This is a genomic window from Escherichia whittamii, assembly GCF_014836715.1.
GTDB lineage: Bacteria > Pseudomonadota > Gammaproteobacteria > Enterobacterales > Enterobacteriaceae > Escherichia > Escherichia whittamii.
Genome location: NZ_JACSQI010000004.1, coordinates 168,187 through 189,198, shown reverse-complemented (window position 1 = coordinate 189,198; position 21,012 = coordinate 168,187). Strand labels below are relative to the sequence as shown.

At 51.3% G+C, this 21,012-nt stretch carries 19 protein-coding genes; 6 read left to right on the top strand and 13 right to left on the bottom strand.

Features of this window, described 5'->3' with window-relative positions:
* Window positions 1-111: 111 nt before the first annotated feature.
* The 5 genes from narI to narK form a co-directional block, all read right to left on the bottom strand.
* Window positions 112-789 carry a respiratory nitrate reductase subunit gamma gene (gene narI, locus H9644_RS08715; RefSeq protein WP_064528749.1) on the bottom strand — a complete coding sequence of 226 codons (678 nt, stop codon included), beginning with the start codon at window positions 787-789 and terminating at the stop codon, window positions 112-114.
* On the bottom strand, window positions 789-1,499 hold the full coding sequence (gene narJ, locus H9644_RS08710; RefSeq protein WP_064528747.1) for a nitrate reductase molybdenum cofactor assembly chaperone: 711 nt from the start codon (window positions 1,497-1,499) through the stop codon (window positions 789-791). Before narJ ends, narI begins: the two co-directional genes overlap by 1 nt.
* Window positions 1,496-3,034: a nitrate reductase subunit beta gene (gene narH, locus H9644_RS08705; protein WP_191774199.1), complete on the bottom strand. Its 1,539-nt coding sequence runs from the start codon at window positions 3,032-3,034 to the stop codon at window positions 1,496-1,498. The genes narJ and narH overlap by 4 nt, the downstream gene beginning before the upstream one ends.
* The gene (locus tag H9644_RS08700; RefSeq protein WP_191774197.1) at window positions 3,031-6,774 is read right to left on the bottom strand and encodes a nitrate reductase subunit alpha; all 3,744 of its coding nucleotides are present in this window, start codon (window positions 6,772-6,774) and stop codon (window positions 3,031-3,033) included. Before H9644_RS08700 ends, narH begins: the two co-directional genes overlap by 4 nt.
* A gap of 392 nt (window positions 6,775-7,166) precedes the next feature.
* Complete coding sequence (narK, locus tag H9644_RS08695) at window positions 7,167-8,558, bottom strand: nitrate transporter NarK (protein ID WP_064528743.1); 1,392 nt, start codon at window positions 8,556-8,558, stop codon at window positions 7,167-7,169.
* Between the two features lie 338 nt (window positions 8,559-8,896).
* On the opposite strand from narK, the gene narX reads away from it, so the two are divergent.
* Together narX and narL are read left to right on the top strand one after the other, a co-directional pair.
* Entirely contained in the window at window positions 8,897-10,693 is a 1,797-nt protein-coding gene (narX, locus tag H9644_RS08690) for a nitrate/nitrite two-component system sensor histidine kinase NarX (protein ID WP_064528741.1), read from the top strand.
* On the top strand, window positions 10,686-11,336 hold the full coding sequence (gene narL, locus H9644_RS08685) for a two-component system response regulator NarL (protein ID WP_064528739.1): 651 nt from the start codon (window positions 10,686-10,688) through the stop codon (window positions 11,334-11,336). Before narX ends, narL begins: the two co-directional genes overlap by 8 nt.
* On the opposite strand, the gene H9644_RS08680 is transcribed toward narL, so the two are convergent.
* Window positions 11,337-12,731 (bottom strand): YchO/YchP family invasin, encoded by a 1,395-nt coding sequence (locus tag H9644_RS08680; protein WP_064528839.1) that lies wholly within the window; start codon window positions 12,729-12,731, stop codon window positions 11,337-11,339.
* A 184-nt stretch (window positions 12,732-12,915) separates the two neighbouring features.
* Between H9644_RS08680 and ychN the strand changes: the two genes are divergently transcribed.
* Window positions 12,916-13,269, top strand: a complete 354-nt coding sequence (gene ychN / locus H9644_RS08675; RefSeq protein ID WP_064528737.1) for a DsrE/F sulfur relay family protein YchN — start codon at window positions 12,916-12,918, stop codon at window positions 13,267-13,269.
* A 51-nt stretch (window positions 13,270-13,320) separates the two neighbouring features.
* Here ychN and chaC read toward each other — a convergent pair whose 3' ends face one another.
* Both chaC and chaB read right to left on the bottom strand, forming a co-directional pair.
* On the bottom strand, window positions 13,321-14,019 hold the full coding sequence (chaC, locus tag H9644_RS08670) for a glutathione-specific gamma-glutamylcyclotransferase (RefSeq protein WP_064528736.1): 699 nt from the start codon (window positions 14,017-14,019) through the stop codon (window positions 13,321-13,323).
* 172 nt (window positions 14,020-14,191) lie between these two features.
* Entirely contained in the window at window positions 14,192-14,407 is a 216-nt protein-coding gene (chaB, locus tag H9644_RS08665; protein ID WP_191774195.1) for a putative cation transport regulator ChaB, read from the bottom strand.
* A 268-nt stretch (window positions 14,408-14,675) separates the two neighbouring features.
* Here chaB and chaA point away from each other — a divergent pair, with 268 nt between their 5' ends.
* The 3 genes from chaA to H9644_RS08650 all read left to right on the top strand — a co-directional run bounded on the left by chaA (window position 14,676) and on the right by H9644_RS08650 (window position 16,831).
* On the top strand, window positions 14,676-15,776 hold the full coding sequence (gene chaA / locus H9644_RS08660; RefSeq protein ID WP_064528732.1) for a sodium-potassium/proton antiporter ChaA: 1,101 nt from the start codon (window positions 14,676-14,678) through the stop codon (window positions 15,774-15,776).
* Between the two features lie 408 nt (window positions 15,777-16,184).
* Window positions 16,185-16,292, top strand: coding sequence for a type I toxin-antitoxin system toxin Ldr family protein (locus H9644_RS08655; protein ID WP_064528730.1), 108 nt, complete (start codon window positions 16,185-16,187; stop codon window positions 16,290-16,292).
* 431 nt (window positions 16,293-16,723) lie between these two features.
* The gene (locus H9644_RS08650; RefSeq protein ID WP_064528730.1) at window positions 16,724-16,831 is read left to right on the top strand and encodes a type I toxin-antitoxin system toxin Ldr family protein; all 108 of its coding nucleotides are present in this window, start codon (window positions 16,724-16,726) and stop codon (window positions 16,829-16,831) included.
* A gap of 147 nt (window positions 16,832-16,978) precedes the next feature.
* On the opposite strand, the gene kdsA is transcribed toward H9644_RS08650, so the two are convergent.
* Genes kdsA through prfA form a run of 5 tightly spaced genes read right to left on the bottom strand, consistent with a single transcriptional unit; the run spans window position 16,979 to window position 20,986 of the window.
* The gene (kdsA, locus tag H9644_RS08645) at window positions 16,979-17,833 is read right to left on the bottom strand and encodes a 3-deoxy-8-phosphooctulonate synthase (RefSeq protein WP_064528724.1); all 855 of its coding nucleotides are present in this window, start codon (window positions 17,831-17,833) and stop codon (window positions 16,979-16,981) included.
* Window positions 17,834-17,868: 35 nt separating this feature from the next.
* Entirely contained in the window at window positions 17,869-18,678 is an 810-nt protein-coding gene (gene sirB1, locus H9644_RS08640) for an invasion regulator SirB1 (protein WP_064528722.1), read from the bottom strand.
* Between the two features lie 3 nt (window positions 18,679-18,681).
* Window positions 18,682-19,074 carry an invasion regulator SirB2 gene (gene sirB2 / locus H9644_RS08635; protein WP_064528720.1) on the bottom strand — a complete coding sequence of 131 codons (393 nt, stop codon included), beginning with the start codon at window positions 19,072-19,074 and terminating at the stop codon, window positions 18,682-18,684.
* Complete coding sequence (gene prmC, locus H9644_RS08630; RefSeq protein ID WP_064528719.1) at window positions 19,071-19,904, bottom strand: peptide chain release factor N(5)-glutamine methyltransferase; 834 nt, start codon at window positions 19,902-19,904, stop codon at window positions 19,071-19,073. The genes sirB2 and prmC overlap by 4 nt, the downstream gene beginning before the upstream one ends.
* Window positions 19,904-20,986, bottom strand: coding sequence for a peptide chain release factor 1 (prfA, locus tag H9644_RS08625; protein WP_130205673.1), 1,083 nt, complete (start codon window positions 20,984-20,986; stop codon window positions 19,904-19,906). Before prfA ends, prmC begins: the two co-directional genes overlap by 1 nt.
* Between the last annotated feature and the right edge of the window lie 26 nt (window positions 20,987-21,012).

Sequence of the window (21,012 nt, the reverse complement as noted above, 5' to 3'; positions counted from 1 at the left end):
TATGCCGGATGCAGCGTGAACGCCTTATCCGGCCTACATATCACGTAATATCAATGAATTGCATGACTCTGTAGGCCTGATAAGCGCAGCGCATCAGGCACTTTGTTGTGCTTAGTGGCGAGCGCGCACCAGCTGATACTTACGCGTCAGATACTCCACCGGGACGCTCCAGACGTGAACCAGACGTGAGAACGGGAACAGCAGGAATAAAGTCATCCCCAGCACCAGGTGCAGACGGAAGATAAATGCCACACCATCAAGGTGTTGGGAAGCGCCACCGTGGAAAGTCACCACCGACTGCGCCCAGCCAACCAGTTTCATCATCTCGCTACCGTCCATATGCTGGGCGGAGAATGGAATAGTCAGCAGACCCAGTGCGCACTGAATAACTAACAGCGACAGGATCAGAATGTCCGCCCCGGTAGTCGTTGCACGCACACGTGGGCTAAACAGACGACGCTTCAACAACAGCACTCCGCCAATCAGACACAGCACGCCGCTTGCACCACCTGCAAACATCGCCATTTTCTGTTTCACTTCAATCGGCAGCCACGCTTCATACATCCAGTGCGGCGTCAGCATACCGAAGAAGTGGCCGACAAAAATCCCCAGAATCCCGATATGGAACAGGTTCGACGCCAGGTTCATGCCTTTACGGTCCAGCATCTGGCTGGATGCTGCGCGCCAGGTGTACTGCCCGTAGTCATAGCGCAGCCAACTACCAATCAGGAAGACCGCCCCGGCAATGTACGGGTAGATATCAAAGAAGAACATATTCAGGAATTGCATTAGTGCTGTCCTCCGGTGGTGATATTCAGATATTGCGGCGCGACGGCACCAGCAAAGCGACGCTGATGTGCAGTGATTGCTGAATCACCGCAGCCTTTGTCTGCAAAGAACTTAACCTGCTCTTCTTCCCAGACGGCATCCAGCGCCTGCGGTGTATCATCGCGCGCTTCATCAGCAATTTTTTCCGCCACTTTGTCACTGTCGATAGCGGTATTCGCCAGTTTCAGCAGCAGATCAAACAGCACGGCATAACGGCTTTCACGCTGTTGCAGACGCGCACTCAGCAACGCCAGAATCGGCGCGATATCCTGTAAGCCTCCTACCGCTTCGCTTTTCGGCAACTGCGCCAGATACTCCAGGTACAGCGGCAGATGGTCCGGCAGTTCACGACTGTTTAACTGCAAACCGTGCTGCTCATACTGTGCCAGCAGGTCCACCATCGCCTGACCGCGGTCACGGGATTCGCCGTGAACATGTTCAAATAGCAACAGCGACGTTGCGCGACCACGATCGAACAGTTCGCTGTACTGCGCCTGGGCATCCAGCGGATCCATCGCCGTTAAATCGCGCAGGAAAATGCCCAGCGCATGGGCATCTTCTTTCGACAGATTTTCCGACGCGGCAATCGCCTCGAACATCTCCTGTTGATGCTGCCATAAGGCAGCATCTGGATATTCAAGGAGACGCGATACAATCACGAGTTCGATCATGGGTGCGGCTCCGTTTTGCTGGTCACGTCAATGGCATCGATACGGCGGCTGTTAAACAGGTTGAATTTGGTATCTGAACCGTGGCAGCCATCACCAAAGGTAAAGCCACAGCCATTTTTCTCCGGGAAGGCTTCCCGTGCCAGTTCGCGATGGCTGCTCGGCACCACAAAGCGATCTTCGTAGTTGGCAATCGCCAGATAACGGTACATTTCCTGTGCCTGAGCTTCGGTCAGACCGACCTCTTCCAGCGCACGGGTATCAACCTTACCGTCAACGGTTTCAGCACGTTTGTAATGACGCATTGCCAGCATACGTTTCAGCGCGCGCAGTACCGGTTGGGTGTCGCCGGCGGTCAGCAGGTTCGCCAGATACTGTACCGGAATACGCAGGCTTTCGACGTCTGGCAGAATGCCGTTGCTGCCCAGCTCGCCCGCGTCCGCCGCAGACTGAATCGGAGACAGAGGCGGAACGTACCAGACCATCGGCAAGGTGCGATATTCCGGATGCAGCGGCAGCGCCAGTTTCCATTCCATCGCCATTTTATAAACCGGCGACTGCTGCGCAGCTTCAATAACGCTCAACGGAATACCGTCTTTAATCGCCTGCTCGATGACCTTCGGATCGTTCGGGTCGAGGAACACCTCCAGTTGGCGCTGGTAGAGATCTTTCTCGTTCTCGGTGCTGGCTGCACGTTCAATAGCGTCCGCATCGTACAGCAGCACGCCGAGATAACGGATACGACCCACGCAGGTTTCTGAACACACGGTCGGCTGACCCGATTCAATACGCGGATAGCAGAAAATGCATTTCTCAGACTTACCGCTCTTCCAGTTGAAGTAGATTTTTTTGTACGGGCATCCGGTGATGCACATACGCCAGCCACGGCATTTATCCTGATCGATCAGGACGATGCCATCTTCTTCACGCTTGTAGATAGCCCCGCTCGGGCAGGTCGCCACACATGCAGGGTTCAGGCAGTGTTCGCACAGGCGCGGCAGATACATCATGAAGGTGTTTTCGAACTGGCTATACATCGCCTTCTGGATGTTGTCGAAGTTCTTGTCTTTCGCCAGTTTGTCAAACTCGCCGCCCAGGTCATCTTCCCAGTTCGGCCCTTTTTCGATTTTCGCCATCCGTTCGCCAGTAATCAGCGAACGCGGACGAGCAATCGGCTGCGATTTGCTGCCTTCCGGCGCGGTATGCAGGTTCTGGTAGTCAAAATCGAACGGCTCGTAATAATCGTCGATCCCCGGCAGATGCGGGTTTGCGAAGATTTTACCCAGCAGCATGGCGCGGTTACCCATGCGCGGTTGCAGTTTGCCGTTGATTTTACGGATCCAGCCGCCTTTGTATTTTTCCTGGTTTTCCCAGTCTGTCGGGAAGCCCTGGCCCGGCTTGGTTTCCACGTTGTTGAACCACGCGTACTCTACACCTTCGCGGCTGGTCCAGACGTTTTTACAGGTAACTGAACAGGTGTGGCAGCCGATGCACTTATCGAGATTCAGCACCATGCCGACTTGTGAACGAATTTTCATTTTACGCTCTCCTGTACCTGGTCATTGCCTTCGCCATCTAACCAGTCAATGTTCTTCATCTTACGCACTACAACAAACTCATCGCGGTTAGAACCTACGGTGCCGTAGTAGTTAAAGCCGTATGCCAGATGGGCATAGCCACCGATCATATGCGTCGGTTTCGGCGTAATACGGGTGACCGAGTTATGGATACCCCCACGCTGTTGGGTGATTTCTGAACCAGGCAAGTTAACGATACGTTCCTGCGCGTGGTACATCATGGTCATCCCTGCCGGAACACGCTGGCTGACAACCGCACGGGCAGTCAGCGCCCCGTTGCTGTTGAAGACTTCAATCCAGTCGTTATCGGCAATACCCAGCTCTTTGGCATCAGCTTCACTCAGCCAGACCACCGGACCACCGCGGCCTAAGGTCAGCATCAGCAGGTTGTCACTGTAGGTGGAGTGGATCCCCCACTTCTGGTGCGGCGTCAGGAAGTTGAGCGCTTTTTCCGGATTACCGTTAGATTTCTGCCCCATAACTTCTTTCACCGAACGGGTGTCGATCGGCGGACGGTAAACCAGCAGGCTTTCACCGAAATCACGCATCCACTGATGATCCTGATACAGCTGCTGACGACCAGAGAGCGTGCGCCACGGGATCAGCTCGTGAACGTTGGTATAACCGGCGTTGTAAGAAACATGTTCATCTTCCAGGCCAGACCAGGTCGGGCTGGAGATGATTTTACGCGGCTGTGCCTGAATATCGCGGAAGCGGATCTTCTCGTCTTCTTTATTCAGCGCCAGATGCGTATGGTCACGACCGGTAAACTCGCTCAGGGCAGCCCAGGCTTTCACGGCAACCTGACCGTTGGTTTCTGGTGCCAGCGTCAGGATCATCTCTGCCGCATCAATTGCGGTGTTCAGCATCGGCTGGCCTTTCGCCGGACCTTCCGCTTTGGTGTAGTTGAGTTTACGCAGCAGATCCATTTCGCTCTGGGTGTTCCAGGCAATCCCTTTACCGCCGTTACCGATTTTCTCCATCAGCGGGCCGATAGAGGTAAAGCGTTCGTAAGTTGCCGGATAATCGCGCTCAACGACCATAATGTGCGGTGCGGTTTTACCTGGGATCAGGTCGCATTCGCCTTTTTTCCAGTCTTTCACATCCAGCGGCTGCGCCAGTTCAGCGGCAGAGTCGTGCTGGATTGGCAGCGTGACGATGTCGGTTTCTTTACCCAGATGACCAACGCACACTTCGGAGAATTTCTTCGCGATAGCTTTGTAGATTTCCCAGTCGCTTTTCGCTTCCCAGGCCGGATCGACCGCCGCAGACAGCGGATGAATAAACGGATGCATATCCGAAGTATTCATGTCGTCTTTTTCATACCAGGTCGCCGTCGGCAAAATGATGTCGGAATAGAGACAAGTGCTCGACAGACGGAAGTCCAGCGTCACCACCAGATCCAGCTTGCCTTCCAGACCATTGTCCTGCCAGTCAACTTCTTCCGGTTTCACGCCGCCCTGCTGCCCCAGATCTTTGCCCTGGATACCGTGTTCTGTCCCCAGCAGGTACTTGAGCATAAACTCATGACCTTTACCGGAAGAACCGAGCAGGTTAGAACGCCAGATGAACAAATTACGCGGGTGGTTTTTGCCGTTTTCTGGCTGTTCCGCAGCAAAACGGATGGAACCGTCTTTCAGGGATTTCACCGTATAGTCCACCGGATTCATCCCGGCTTTTTCTGCTTCGCGAGCGATAGTCAGCGGGTTAGTGCCTAACTGCGGCGCAGATGGCAGCCAGCCCATGCGTTCCGCACGAACGTTGAAGTCGATCAGATGTCCGGTATAACGGGATTTATCCGCCATCGGCGACAGCAACTCTTCTGCGGTCACGGTTTCATAACGCCACTGGCTGGAGTGGTTATAGAAATAAGAGGTGCTGTTCATGTGACGCGCCGGACGCTGCCAGTCGAGAGCAAACGCCAGCGGCTGCCAGCCGGTTTGTGGACGCAGTTTTTCCTGACCTACGTAGTGCGCCCAGCCACCACCGCTCTGACCGACACAGCCGCAGAAAATCAGCATGTTGATCAGACCACGATAGTTCATGTCCAGGTGATACCAGTGGTTCAACCCCGCACCGACGATAATCATCGAACGACCGTGCGTTTTATCAGCGTTATCGGCAAATTCACGGGCAATGCGAATGATCTGGCTGCGTGAAACGCCAGTAATCTGCTCGGCCCAGGCCGGGGTGTAAGCTTTCACATCGTCATAGCTGGTCGCACAGTTAACGTCGTTCAGACCACGTTCCAGACCGTAGTTTGCCAGCGTCAGATCATAAACGGTGGTCACCAGTGCGGTGCTGCCATCAGCCAGTTGCAGGCGTTTTACCGGCAGCTTGTGCAGCAGAATGTTTTCCAGCTCCACTTTGTTAAAGTGTTCAGTGCCGTCGCCACCAAAGTATGGGAAGCCCACTTCAGCGATCTCATCCTGACTACCCAGCAGGCTCAGTTGCAGCTCAGTTTCTTCGCCGGTTTTACCGTCGCGCTGCTCAAGATTCCATTTGCCCTTCTCACCCCAGCGGAAGCCAATAGAACCGTTCGGCGCAACCATTTCGCCATTGGTATTAAAGGCGACAGTTTTCCATTCCGGATTGTTTTCCTGGCCCAGCGCATCAACCAGATCGGCGGCGCGCAGCATACGACCTGCAGCGTAATAACCGTCACGCTCTTCCAGCATCACCAGCATTGGCATGTCGGTATAACGACGCACATAGTCGGTGAAATACTGGCTTGGGTTGTCGAGGTGGAATTCACGCAGCATCACGTGGCCCATCGCCAACGCCATTGCCGCATCGGTGCCTTGTTTCGGAGCCAGCCACAGATCGCACAGTTTGGCGATTTCAGCATAGTCCGGCGTTACGGCAACGGTTTTAGTGCCTTTGTAACGCACTTCAGTAAAGAAGTGTGCGTCCGGGGTACGCGTCTGCGGCACGTTAGAGCCCCAGGCGATGATGTAGCTTGAGTTGTACCAGTCAGCAGATTCCGGTACGTCAGTCTGCTCACCCCAGGTTTGTGGAGACGCAGGAGGCAGGTCGCAGTACCAGTCGTAGAAACTTAAGCAGGTACCACCAATCAGCGAGAGATAGCGGGCGCCAGAAGCGTAAGAAACCATCGACATTGCCGGAATTGGCGAGAAGCCAGCGACACGGTCAGGTCCGTAGTTTTTGATGGTATAAACGTTAGATGCGGCGATCAGTTCATTCACTTCCTGCCAGGAAGAACGAACAAAACCACCGCGGCCACGCGCCTGTTTAAAGCTTTTCGCTTTGTCAGCGTCTTCAATGATAGAAGCCCATGCTTCAACCGGATCGCTATGCAGCGCTTTCGCTTCACGCCACATTTTCATCAGGCGTTTGCGCATCATCGGGTATTTCAGGCGGTTGGCGCTATAGAGATACCACGAGTAGCTGGCACCACGCGGGCAGCCGCGAGGCTCATGGTTTGGCAGGTCCGGACGAGTACGTGGATAGTCAGTCTGCTGGGTTTCCCAGGTCACCAGACCGTTTTTAACGTAGATTTTCCAGCTACAGGAGCCGGTGCAGTTTACCCCGTGGGTAGAGCGGACGATTTTGTCATGCTGCCAACGCTGGCGATATCCATCCTCCCAGTCACGGTTGGTATTGAGAAGCTGGCCATGCCCATCGGCAAAGGTTTCGCCCTTCTGTTTGAAGTAGCGAAACCGGTCCAGGAATTTACTCATCGGTTTTCTCCTGTGGGAGCCTGTCGGCTCTCTGATAAATCGACATTGCTAATGTTTAAAGGCAAGGTAACGCTCTGAAACAGCGTGGGAATTGATAACGATCAAGAGTGATGGGGATGAAAAATAAAGTAAATTCCTAAGATACTCCTTTAGGGTAATTAATAGCACTTACCTAACCAACTGTAAAATAATGAGTTTTACACATAAGCGGATTCAAATACTTCGGATTTTTATACAGACGGGTATTAAGGAGTATCCCCCATGGATGACATATTAATGGTGCTTAATTGACGTTATAGAAATAATCATCAACCTTAAAGTATGTTGTAACTAAAAAACAAATAAAAAAAGCGCGACATTATGCCGCGCAAAGGATAATCAAATATTACGATTTATTTTTTAGAATGCCGACCGTATACCGCCCAGGTAATCACCACGCAAGCGATATAGAAAATCAAAAATACTTTCATTGCACCGACTGGCGAACCCGTTAATGCCAGTGAGCTACCGAACGCTTTCGGGATAAAGAAGCCACCGATAGCACCAATCGCAGAGATAAAGCCCAGCGCCGCCGCAGTGTCGGTTGCTGCTTCACGCATTGCTCGTTCGTCAGAACCGCCTTCTGCTTTTACGCGATCCATCGTCAGTTTACGGAAGATCACGGAAATCATCTGGAAGGTGGAACCGCTACCCAGCCCAGCTGTCAGGAACAGCGCCAGGAAGACCGCAAAGAACGCCATGAAGCTTCCGCCCTGCCCGTCAGTCGGTAAGGTGAGGAACAGCAGGCCGCTGAAAATCGCCATCAGGATAAAGTTCACCAGTGTGACACGTGTGCCACCCAGACGGTCAGATAATGCACCACCTGCGGAACGCGCCAGCGCACCAATAAACGGCCCGAAGAAGGCGTAGTGCAGAATCTGCACATCCGGGAACTGCGTTTTTGACAGCATGGCAAAACCTGCCGAGAAGCCAATGAAGGAACCGAAGGTTGCCAGATACAGCAGGCTCATAATCCACAGATGCCCACGTTTGAGTACCGGTAACTGCTCCTTGATGGAGGCTTTCGAGGTAGCAAGGTCGTTCATGCCAAACCACGCAGCGATGGTGAAGATGGCAAGGAACGGCACCCACACCCAGGACGCGTTCGCCAGATACAGTTCGGTGCCATCCGGCTGTGTTACGCCCTGGCTACCAAACGCGGCAAAAATCGACAGCGATACCACCAGCGGAGCAACCAGCTGCATAACGCTAACGCCCATATTGCCCAGACCACCATTCAGACCCAGCGCGCCCCCCTGTTTCTGCTTCGGAAAGAAGAAACTGATGTTTGCCATACTGGAGGCGAAGTTCGCGCCAGCAAAGCCGCACAGCAGAGAAATGATGATGAAGACGCTGTATGGCGTGGTGGTATCCTGCACGGCAAAACCCAGCCAGACGCAAGGAATAATCAGAATACCAGTACTAAACGCCGTCCAGCGACGACCACCGAAGATTGGAACCATAAAGGAGTATGGAACACGTAATAATGCACCTGAAACCGACGGTAGCGCAGTCAGCATAAATAGCTGATCGGTCGTAAAATTAAAGCCGACTTTCGGTAAGTTCACCGCAACGGCACTGAATAACATCCATACGCAAAACGCCAGAAGCAGGCAGGGAACGGAAATCCACAGGTTACGGCTGGCGATGCGTTGACCGCGTTGTTGCCAGAACGCAGGATCTTCCGGTCGCCAATCTGTAATGACAGCGCCAGTAGCCCTTTCGGGGGCGGATGAGTGACTCATAGACACCTCTGATACTCGTTTCGATGTCTGCCACCTTAGTGGCTGTAGCCAAAGGCAATTTGATGTAAATCAAACGACAATATAACTTTATCTATCATTGATATTTATCATTACCCATAGTGAGTACAGAGATTTCATAAAAATTTTGTGATTTTTCACGGCACTGTAAAATCCCTACCCTTACTGATGTAAATCACCTAACCACACGGCAAATAAGGAGTAACTCTTTCCGGGTATGGGTATACTTCAGCCAATAGCCGAGAATACCTTCATTCCAGAATGTATCATCACATTCATTAAGGTTATTGCTCATTCAAAGCCTGAAGGAAGAGGTTTATATGCTTAAACGTTGTCTCTCTCCGCTCACCCTGGTTAATCAGGTTGCGCTGATCGTTTTGCTTTCTACCGCCATTGGACTGGCGGGGATGGCAGTTTCTGGCTGGCTGGTACAGGGCGTTCAGGGCAGCGCCCATGCGATTAACAAAGCGGGATCGCTGCGCATGCAAAGCTACCGTCTGCTGGCGGCTGTGCCATTAAGCGAGAATGACAAGCCCTTAATCAAAGAGATGGAACAGACAGCATTTAGTACAGAGTTAACTCGGGCAGCGGAACGAGACGGCCAACTGGCGCAATTGCAGGGGCTACAGGATTACTGGCGCAATGAACTGATTCCTGCACTGTTGCGCGCACAAAACCGCGAAACGGTGTCGGCAGACGTCAGCCAGTTTGTTGCCGGGCTTGATAAGCTGGTTTCTGGTTTCGATCGCACCACCGAAACGCGTATTGAGACGGTTGTACTGGTCCACCGGGTAATGGCGGTCTTTATGGCGCTTTTACTGGTGTTTACCATTATCTGGTTGCGCGCGCGTTTGCTTCAACCGTGGCGACAACTACTGGCGATGGCCAGCGCCGTCAGTCATCGCGATTTTAGTAAGAGAGCGAATATTAGTGGACGCAACGAGATGGCGATGTTGGGGACTGCACTGAACAATATGTCTGCTGAACTGGCGGAAAGTTATGCCGTACTTGAGCAGCGGGTACAGGAGAAAACCGCCGGACTGGAGCATAAAAATCAGATTCTCTCTTTTTTGTGGCAGGCCAACCGCCGTTTGCATTCCCGCGCTCCGCTGTGTGAACGCCTGTCGCCTGTGCTTAATGGTCTACAAAACTTAACCCTGTTGCGTGATATCGAACTACGGGTATATGACACGGAAGATGAAGAAAATCATCAGGAATTCACCTGTCAGCCAGATATGACTTGCGATGATAAAGGCTGCCATCTCTGCCCACGTGGCGTTTTACCCGTAGGCGATCGCGGCACTACCCTGAAATGGCGGCTGGCAGACTCTCATCTGCAATACGGCATTTTGCTGGCAACCCTGCCGCAAGGACGTCACCTTAGCCATGACCAACAGCAACTGGTGGATACGCTGGTTGAGCAACTCACCGCCACGCTGGCGCTGGATCGCCATCAGGAACGCCAGCAGCAGTTGATCGTGATGGAAGAGCGTGCCACCATTGCGCGCGAACTGCATGATTCTATTGCTCAATCGCTCTCTTGCATGAAAATGCAGGTCAGTTGTTTACAGATGCAAGGCGACGCGCTGCCAGAAAGCAGTCGCGAACTGTTAAGCCAGATCCGTAACGAACTGAATGCGTCCTGGGCGCAGTTGCGTGAGTTACTCACCACATTCCGTTTACAGCTCACCGAACCAGGATTACGCCCCGCACTGGAGGCGAGCTGCGAAGAGTACAGCGCCAAATTTGGCTTCCCGGTGAAGCTGGATTACCAATTGCCGCCACGTCTGGTGCCTTCACATCAGGCGATCCATCTGTTGCAAATTGCCCGTGAGGCATTAAGTAACGCCCTCAAACATTCGCAAGCAAGTGAGGTGGTGGTTACGGTGGCGCAAAACGATAATCAGGTAAAACTGACCGTTCAGGATAATGGCTGCGGCGTGCCTGAAAATGCCATCCGCAGCAATCACTACGGCATGATAATTATGCGCGACCGTGCGCAAAGTTTACGTGGCGACTGCCGCGTCCGCCGTCGTGAATCAGGTGGCACTGAAGTGGTCGTCACCTTTATTCCCGAAAAAACTTTCACAGACGTCCAAGGAGATACCCATGAGTAATCAGGAACCGGCTACTATCCTGCTGATCGACGATCATCCGATGCTGCGAACTGGCGTGAAACAGCTTATCAGTATGGCACCGGATATCACGGTGGTTGGCGAAGCAAGTAATGGCGAACAGGGTATTGAACTGGCAGAGACGCTCGATCCTGATCTGATTCTGCTTGATCTAAATATGCCCGGCATGAACGGTCTGGAAACGCTGGATAAACTGCGCGAAAAATCCCTCTCCGGCCGCATTGTGGTGTTCAGCGTCTCTAATCATGAAGAGGACGTGGTAACCGCATTGAAACGCGGTGCAGATGGCTATCTGTTAAAAGATATGGAGCCAGAAGATTTGCTGAAAGCATTGCATCAGGCTGCCGCTGGCGAAATGGTCTTAAGCGAAGCGTTAACCCCTGTTCTGGCCGCCAGCCTGCGCGCTAATCGCGCGACTACTGAGCGTGATGTTAACCAGTTAACTCCACGTGAACGCGACATTCTAAAACTAATAGCCCAGGGCTTACCGAATAAGATGATTGCCCGTCGCCTGGACATCACTGAAAGCACGGTTAAAGTGCATGTGAAACACATGCTGAAAAAAATGAAGCTCAAATCTCGTGTAGAAGCTGCGGTATGGGTGCATCAGGAACGTATTTTCTGATTACGGTTCCCAGAGAGGTTCGTCGTTCGACATTACGTCGAAAGGTTCGACAAGCTTTAGCGTGATCTCATTGGAGGAGACACGCTGCCCCTGGTTATCCTCCACCACTACCGACAATCGCCATTGATTGCTCGCCCCTTCCCCACTCTGCCAGTCCGGCATGATCAACGTCCAGCCATCCGCACTATTGGCTGTCGCTCCCGATGTCAGACTTAACATCTGCGTATCTCCCTGCCAGATCAATTGCCGAATACCGTAATGACTGCGAATTTGTAATTTCAGTGGCACGGTTTCACCAGGTTTAAGATCCCAGGGCGGCGTCGCCAGAAACACCGTTAAGGTTTTACGCTGCCGATACTCAATAGTCGGCAGATTATTTCGCTGCGGATTGTCATAGCGACTGCCGCGTAGTGACTGGCTTTCAGCAACTTCGCCAGCAGAAAGCTGTTTGTTGAGCGGCACGCCAAAGCGGTAGTTAATATTCAGGCCGAGGTTATTTTGCCGTTCTCCACTTTCCCCCTGTTTATGCAGGGCGGTTACAGTAACGAGTGGGACAGGCGTGTAATTTAGCCCAAGACTCAAAGCGACGGGATTGTGATAACCCGTACCGGTGTTAAACAAATCAACACTCTGACCAAAATATTGTTCGATGCTAACGCTGGTGTTGATATGCTGGTAAAACGGCATTCGCATCCGGGCCGTCAAGTCGTAACCACGCGCCATTCGTTGCTCGAGTGTGGCAGTCTGTTCACGCCAGGAGGCAAAAGGCTGATAATAATTTGCAGACAGGCGCAGATATTCGCCCCAGGCTTCAGCACCAAATCCAGCACGCTGGAGATTTTCGTCCAGCAAGTTGTCATAAAAGGTATTGTATCCCAGCAACCAGCTGCCGTGCGCCCAGCGTTGACCCGCGCCAAGGTTACTGACCAGACCATCATCCTGCTGAGTGAGCCCAATCTGGCTCCATGTAAGATAACGCTCGTTATCCTGTAGCGGTACAAACCAGCTCCCCCGGCTACCTGTAAAATGTCCTTCGTTATCCACTTTGACGTCGACACTGGCGTTCCCCCACGGCGAAAGCCAGGATTCCACGTGCTGATTGACCTGCTGACTAAGCGCATCGCGGACTTTTCCCAATGCAAAAGCTCTCGCCTGCTCTCCGGTACCCTGACCGTTATCAGTCATACTGGTTTCACCAAAATCTTTCACAATTTCAGCAAAATGTTTTTCACCGTCATGGCTTTCCGCAGCCATTCCTAAATCAGGCAGATCGTCATTGTCGTTATCAAACGGATTTGCCGCTTGCTGCTTAAAGGAGGACTGTGCGCTAGCTATACCGCCTGCCAGCAGCAAGAGTACACAAATTGCGATAATGCGAGGGACGAAACGGCTCAAAACGTCAGTAATTTCCAATAAAAATGAACAGCTGCAGCTTTATAGAATAACGATTACTGGTAATTTATCTTGTACTTTTGCATGCTTTATGAAAAATCCTAAAAAATGCGACGGATTGGTCAGACAGCACACAAGCTGTAAGATAGAAATTGAACATCTAATTCCCTGAATACAGGAGTAAATAATGCAAAGAATCGTGATCGTTGCCAATGGCGCGCCCTACGGGAGCGAATCCTTATTTAACAGCCTGCGGCTGGCCATTGCGCTACGAGAGCAAGAGAGCTACCTGGATCTGCGTCTATTCCTGATGTCTGATGCGGTTACTGCCGGATTGCGCGGACAAAAACCTGGGGAAGGCTATAACATTCAGCAAATGCTGGAGATCCTCACGGCGCAAAATGTGCCTGTGAAATTGTGCAAAACCTGCACCGATGGTCGTGGCATCAGCACACTTCCACTGATTGATGGAGTGGAAATTGGTACTCTGGTAGAACTGGCGCAATGGACGCTGCTTGCCGATAAAGTGCTCACATTTTAACTTAAGTATGGGGCGCTCAGGATAATAGAGATGCCCCACAGCTAAAATGTTTCATCGGGCAAACTCGGGCCTTAACACACCATCCGGGAAATTTTCCGCGAGAAGTTTTTTCACCGACACCAGTAAATCACTCAGCCCGTCATCCTGCATCCCCAGTTTGTTAAGCGCTTGCTCCAGGGAAAACAAGTACTGTGCGTTAGTTCCTAGTGGCCCACTCGCCGCAGCAATCAACGGGGCAATCACCTGAGCGCGGGTATCGGATTCATACTCTGGATGGCGTGGGTCCATAATGAACACCAGCGCATTGACGGTGCGTCCATCATCAAGATGAAGCTGACACCAGGACGGCAGATAACAGCCCGTAATCATCTCACGCTTCCACAGTAAGGTCAGCTCCTGCTCCAGAGACGCTTCCGGCAGACGATACGCAACCCCCGTGGTACGTCCGCCCTCTTTCAGTGCAAGCATCCTCCCCGGCTGGTGCGCAGTCCCCCGCCCGGCAGTAAGCCGCAAACAGAAAGCGCGATGCCACCCAACCAGCGTACCGGTACATGACTCGGTAAACTCCAGCGCCGGATTCCACATTAATGAACCATAGCCGAAGATCCACACCGGTCCCTCATCAGGTCGACAAGACAGCGTCGCCGCCAGCGAGGCCGCCCGTTGTTCTGCCGACCATAAGAGTGATTCTTCAATGGCACCAAATGCCGTTTTACAATCGGCATTCATCAAGAAATCACGCGTTATCACCTTACACCTCCGCCACTGCATACTTCCCTGCGACAACTTTTTGGTGTCTTCCGGACATTTTTACTGCTCATTTTGAAACCACTATTGGGACAATATGCAATCCACAGACCACTTGCAAGGCAACATCGCACGAATAGCTTTAACTTGCCGCTGGGTTTTACGATTTTTTATGTCATTTATCATCATCCCTTTTGGCATATTCATGTTTCACTGCTGCCCAGGCCACTTTATGCGCTGTCTCTTCACGACTGGCATCATCACGCCGGTCTTCTTTATCTTTATATTGCTCCCAGGCGCTGTTGAATGCCTCTTTATAGATATCCTGGGCATGAGTGGGTAAAACGTGTTTTACGCTTTCCGGCAGATCGCTTTTCGTTTTATATGGCATTGTTGAGTCCTTTTTCAAAGGTGAACATTAAGTGTGGTCAACAATATCCTCTCTTGCTAAAACATAAGAATTCTCACGTCAGACTCTTCTTAAGAGAAGCTAATACAAACATTGTCTAAACACGTCGCTTATTTTTATGCTCCGAAGAGTAAAAAATCGACAGAGGGGTAAAAATTCGTAAAATGTTACCGATATCCTGACACTTTCTGTTATTTTTCCTGCCTATTTATTACATTTCCGACAAATTCATCTGCAAAGGATAACCATAATGACAAATGCTCACGAGGCGGTGAAAACCCGCCACAAGGAGACTTCGCTTATTTTCCCGGTTCTGGCGCTGGTAGTGCTGTCCCTGTGGGGAAGCAGCCAAACACTACCAGTGGTTATTGGCATCAACCTTCTTGCTCTTATTGGTATTTTAAGCAGTGCTTTTAGTGTTGTCCGTCATGCGGACGTACTAGCCCATCGTCTGGGTGAACCTTACGGTTCGCTTATTCTTAGCCTTTCCGTCGTTATTCTTGAAGTCAGTTTGATTTCAGCCTTAATGGCGACCGGCGATGCAGCGCCGACATTAATGCGAGATACGCTCTATTCAATCATTATGATTGTTACCGGCGGACTGGTTGGTTTTTCATTACTGCTGGGTGGACGTAAATTTGCTACCCAATATATGAATCTGTTTGGTATTAAACAGTATTTAATTGCCCTGTTCCCATTAGCCATAATCGTGCTGGTATTTCCGATGGCGCTGCCTGCAGCGAATTTTTCGACCGGTCAGGCGTTACTTGTGGCATTAATTTCCGCAGCGATGTACGGCGTATTTTTGCTGATTCAAACCAAAACGCATCAAAGTCTGTTTGTCTATGAGCATGAAGATGACAGTGATGATGACGATCCACATCATGGCAAACCGTCTGCTCATAGCAGCCTGTGGCATGCCATCTGGTTGATTATCCATCTAATTGCCGTTATTGCGGTCACCAAAATGAACGCCAGCCCGCTAGAAACATTGCTCACCAGCATGAATGCGCCGGTGGCCTTTACCGGTTTCCTGGTGGCGCTATTGATTCTGTCGCCGGAAGGTTTAGGCGCGTTAAAAGCAGTTTTAAGCAACCAGGTCCAGCGCGCGATGAATCTGTTCTTTGGCTCGGTATTAGCGACTATCTCGCTTACCGTACCCGTTGTAACGCTTATCGCCTTTATGACGGGTAATGAATTGCAGTTTGCTCTGGGCGCACCAGAAATGGTGGTAATGGTAGCCTCTTTAGTACTGTGCCATATTTCATTTTCAACCGGCCGTACTAACGTGCTCAACGGCGCGGCGCATCTGGCACTGTTTGCGGCTTATTTAATGACAATATTTGCCTGACATTTATATCTCCTCCGATGACGGAAATCGGGGGAGATAATATAAATGTCTGCGTATTGTATTTCTTCATACTACCTGAACAGGTCGTTAATCAGATTTGCGAGCCTGTACCACAACCTACACGAAACCGCTGCAAGAGCTGTTGAAAAACCGGAATGCACTCTTCATTGCAAACACTTCAGGGATGAAGTGAAGATGAGTTGAGACGTAGTATCGACACCAAGCCGGAGTTATCCGGTGAGGCGCAATGTTGTGGGGGCTTTATCCCTGGCGGCATTGGTTGCTGGAAAGAGAAAACCCCCGCACGTTGAGAGGTAAAACCTGATAACAGAACGGGGGCTAATCTTGAACCAGAACAATTCAAGAATAGCCGCGAAATGTTGCCATTACAACAAAAAAGGCGGCTATATGACGCTCGCGCAGTTTGCCGTGATTTTCTGGCACGACCTGGCAGCACCGATCCTTGCGGGAATTATTACCGCAGCGATTGTCAGCTGGTGGCGTAACCGGAAGTAACGTAAAACGGGCGTCAGGCTGCCGTAATGGCAATATGTGCCCGAAACCGGCCGCAGGGTGACATAATCCTGCGGCCTTTTTTGTGTTTATCTCTGCCGCAAGTAAACACTGGCAACCCGCTCCGGAAGCTCGTCCAGAGCACTCATGAAACGACTGCAACAACTGATTAAAAGCCGGAACGCATGCAGCATTGCCAATATTACAGGGATGAAGTAACGAAGACTTGAGATATAGAATCCACACCAAGCCGGAGTTATCCGGTGAGGCGCAATGTTGTGGGGGCTTTATCCCTGGCGGCATTGGTTGCTGGAAAGAGAAAACCCCCGCACGTTGAGAGGTAAAACCTGATAACAGAACGGGGGCTAATCTTGAACCAGAACAATTCAAGAATAGCCGCGAAATGTTGCCATTACAACAAAAAAGGCGGCTATATGACGCTCGCGCAGTTTGCCGTGATTTTCTGGCACGACCTGGCAGCACCGATCCTTGCGGGAATTATTACCGCAGCGATTGTCAGCTGGTGGCGTAACCGGAAGTAACGTAAAAACGGGCGTCAGGCTGCCGTAATGGCAATATGCGCCCGAAACCGGTCGCAGGGTGACATAATCCTGCGGCCTTTTTTGTATCAGACACACATAAAAAAGCCCTACCATAAATGGTAAGGCTTCTGATTTAAAAGAAAAAAATTACTTGCTGGTATCCAGTTCGTCGAAACCTTTAACCAGCTCATCAATCGCTTTCATCTGCTTGAGGAACGGCTCCAGTTTAGCCAACGGCAGCGCGGATGGACCGTCGCATTTCGCATGTTCAGGATCCGGATGCGCCTCAATAAACAGGCCAGCCAAACCTACAGCCATACCGGCACGTGCCAGTTCGGCAACCTGAGCACGACGACCGCCGGAAGCAGCACCAAACGGATCGCGGCATTGCAGTGCGTGGGTAACGTCGAAAATTACCGGGGAATTGCCAGAGACTTTCTTCATTATGCTGAAGCCCAGCATATCAACGACCAGGTTGTCGTAACCGAAGTTAGCGCCACGGTCACAAAGAATCACTTTATCGTTGCCGCCTTCTTTGAATTTATCAACGATATTACCCATCTGACCTGGACTGACGAACTGTGGTTTCTTGACGTTAATTACTGCGCCAGTTTTCGCCATCGCTTCCACCAGGTCAGTCTGGCGAGCAAGAAACGCTGGCAACTGAATAACATCTACCACATCAGCAACGGGCTGTGCCTGGCTTGGTTCATGAACGTCAGTGATAATTTTTACGCCAAATGTCTGTTTCAGTTCCTGGAAGATTTTCATCCCTTCTTCCAGTCCTGGTCCACGATAAGAGTGGATGGAGGAACGGTTGGCTTTGTCAAAAGAGGCTTTGAACACGTAAGGGATACCCAGTTTCTGGGTTACGGTTACGTAGTGTTCGCAAATGCGCATCGCCAGATCGCGAGATTCCAGCACGTTCATACCGCCAAACAGCACGAACGGCAGGTCATTTGCTACGTTGATGTCGCCAATGCTAACCACTTTTTGTTTCATAGGATCGCCTTAATCTTAAGTAAAGTGTCGATTAATTAATGCAGCACAATATGTTTATGCGCGATGTTATTAATTTGCGCACGTATCATTTCGCTGATCGGATCTTCCGGACACTGTTCAACGAAATAATTTAAATCATTCAACGCAACGTGTTCGCAATCCAGTTGCGCGTAAATCAACCCACGATCGCGAATTTCATACGGATCTTCCGGGTTAAATTGTAATAAGGCTTCGCTGGTGCGTAATGCCAGTTCCATCTGATTTTCTTCCATCAGCGACGCTTTCAGGGTATCCAACAGTTTACGGATAACTTCAATGTTATCGGCTTCATCCAGGTCTTCATAAAACAGTTCCGCAGACGGGCTGATATTTCCCTTTAACCACACATCCAGCATATGTTCGCTTAATGATTCACCGTTAAAAGGGTTAATCAGCCAGATTTCTCCGTCCGGGCATTCTATGCGCAATATGAGCTGCGTCGGGAAAATCACCGGCAGCAGCGGCAAATCGAGACGATTAGCGACCCACAACAAAACCGCGCCTAATGATACCGCACTGCCCTGCCGATTTTTTAACACCTGATCCAGCCATAATGCATCGGAAAGACGATAAACACCGCGTGAGGCTTTAAATCCCCATTCGCCGTAAAACAGCGCGATCAATTTTCCCAGCTGCTCTTCTAAAGGCAGAAGCTGGCTAATTTCTTCCTTCGCCAGATTAACGAGACGCTCCAGTTCGTCGTATACATCTTGCGAGGGAAAATCGCGGCGGATTGCTTCGCAAGCCAGGATCATGCCTTCGCACAGCGGTGCTTTATTAAATTCGAAATCAGCTAACGATCTCATGACTTACCCCAGTAACGGTACTTTTGTGGTGGCGAGTTTAATGATGATGTACAGCACCACCAGCGCCAGCGGGAAGGCAATAATGCGCACCTGCTGACTGTGCATCCGACGATAATCGAGTGCAATAAAACCCAAAACGATATAAATGATAACTCCAAACAGCTTTTCAGTCAGCCATTGTGCCTGCCCGGAAAATGGCAGGATGTGCGCTTTAGCCATCAGCGCGATGCCGCTAAGTAATAACACCGTGTCGACAACCGGCGGCACAATGCGCGTCCAACGAGCGAATGCCTGTGGATGCTCCTGGTAACGTAGCCAGAATCGTAGGGTTAATAGCCCAACAGAAAGCGCGATGCTAATGAGATGAACGCTAAACAGCGTAGTAAAATTTATCATCGATAATAGCGACCGAGCGTTACGCGCTCGTTATCACCATAGTCCCGACAGGTTTCAACTTCACAATAACCCGCGTGGATAAATGCCAGCCGCACCGCTTCGCCCTGCTGCCAACCATGTTCCAGAAGCAGAAAGCCGCCGGATACCAGCGCGTTACGCGACTGTTCGATGATATGCACGATGTCCGCCATTCCACTGTCTGCCGCAACCAGCGCAGTGAGTGGCTCAAAGCGGACATCGCCTTGTTGAAGATGTGGATCCTGCTCGTCGATATACGGTGGATTGCTGACAATCATCGCAAACTGCTGTCCGACAAGCGCACTAAACCAGTCGCTTTGCAGGATGTGGATATTTGTGATCGCCAGATTTTGCGCATTGCGCTTCGCAAGCGCGACAGCGTCAGGCATTCGGTCAACCGCCGTAACATCGCAATCCGGGCGTTCGCTGGCCAATGCCAGGGCAATCGCCCCAGTGCCAGTTCCAAGATCGAGAATGCGACAAGGTTGTTCAGGCAATCGCGTCAACGCCTGTTCCACCAGACATTCAGTGTCCGGACGAGGAATTAAGGTCGCTGGCGAAACAAATAACGGCAACGACCAGAACTCACGCACACCGGTTAAATGGGCAATAGGTTCACCGGCACGACGACGGGCTAAAAGCGCGTCGAGTTGCTCACATTGCTCTTCAGTCAACTGCGTTTCACCAAAGGCGAGAATATAAGTGCGCCCCTTGCCGGTAACATGTTCCAGCAGGATTTCAGCATCGCGCCGCGGGCTTTCGCTCGCCTGAAGTTGGCTTATTGCTTCACGTAACCAGTGTTGATATTCCATTATTCCTGCTCGGACAACGCCGCCAGTTGGTCGGCCTGATGTTCCTGGACGATCGGTTCTATCAGCATATCCAGTTTACCCTCCATCACTTCATCCAGACGGTAGAGCGTCAGGTTGATACGGTGATCGGTAACGCGCCCCTGCGGGAAGTTATAGGTACGGTTACGATCGCTGCGATCGCCGCTGCCCAGCAAGTTGCGACGAGTGGAGGCTTCTGCCTGCTGGCGTTTTGCCATTTCCGCAGCATGGATACGAGCACCTAGCACAGAAAGCGCCTTCGCTTTGTTTTTATGCTGCGAACGTTCATCCTGACATTCAACAACAATACCGGTCGGCAAGTGAGTAATACGGATTGCCGAATCGGTGGTGTTGACGTGCTGACCACCCGCACCTGAGGAACGGAAAGTATCGATACGCAAATCTGCCGGGTTGATATCCGGTAGCTCTGCTTCCGGCAGTTCCGGCATTACCGCAACGGTACAAGCGGAAGTATGAATACGCCCTTGCGATTCCGTCGCTGGAACACGCTGCACGCGATGGCCGCCAGATTCAAATTTCAGACGACCATATACGCCATCACCGCTAATTTTGGCGATGATCTCTTTGTACCCGCCATGTTCACCCTCGCTGGCGCTCATGATTTCCACTCGCCAGCGACGTGCCTCCGCGTAGCGGCTGTACATACGGAACAGATCGCCAGCAAACAGCGCAGCTTCATCGCCGCCGGTTCCGGCACGCACTTCAAGAAATGCATTGCGTTCATCATCGGGATCTTTTGGCAGCAAAAGAACCTGTAACTGTTGCTCCAGTTGCTCGCTTTTTTCTTTGGCTTCACGCAGTTCGTCCTGCGCCATCTCGCGCATTTCCGGATCGTCGAGCATCATCTGCGCGGTTTCGATATCTTCCTGAACCTGTTGCCAGTCGGTAAAACAGCGCGAAACATCACTTAATTGCGCATATTCACGTGATAATGCGCGAAAACGTTCCTGGTCGGCGATGGTTTGCGCATCACCCAGCAGTGCCTGAACTTCTTCATGGCGTTCATGCAGGGCTTCCAGTTTGGCAACTATAGAAGGCTTCATAGGCGTAAATGCACCCTGTAAAAAAA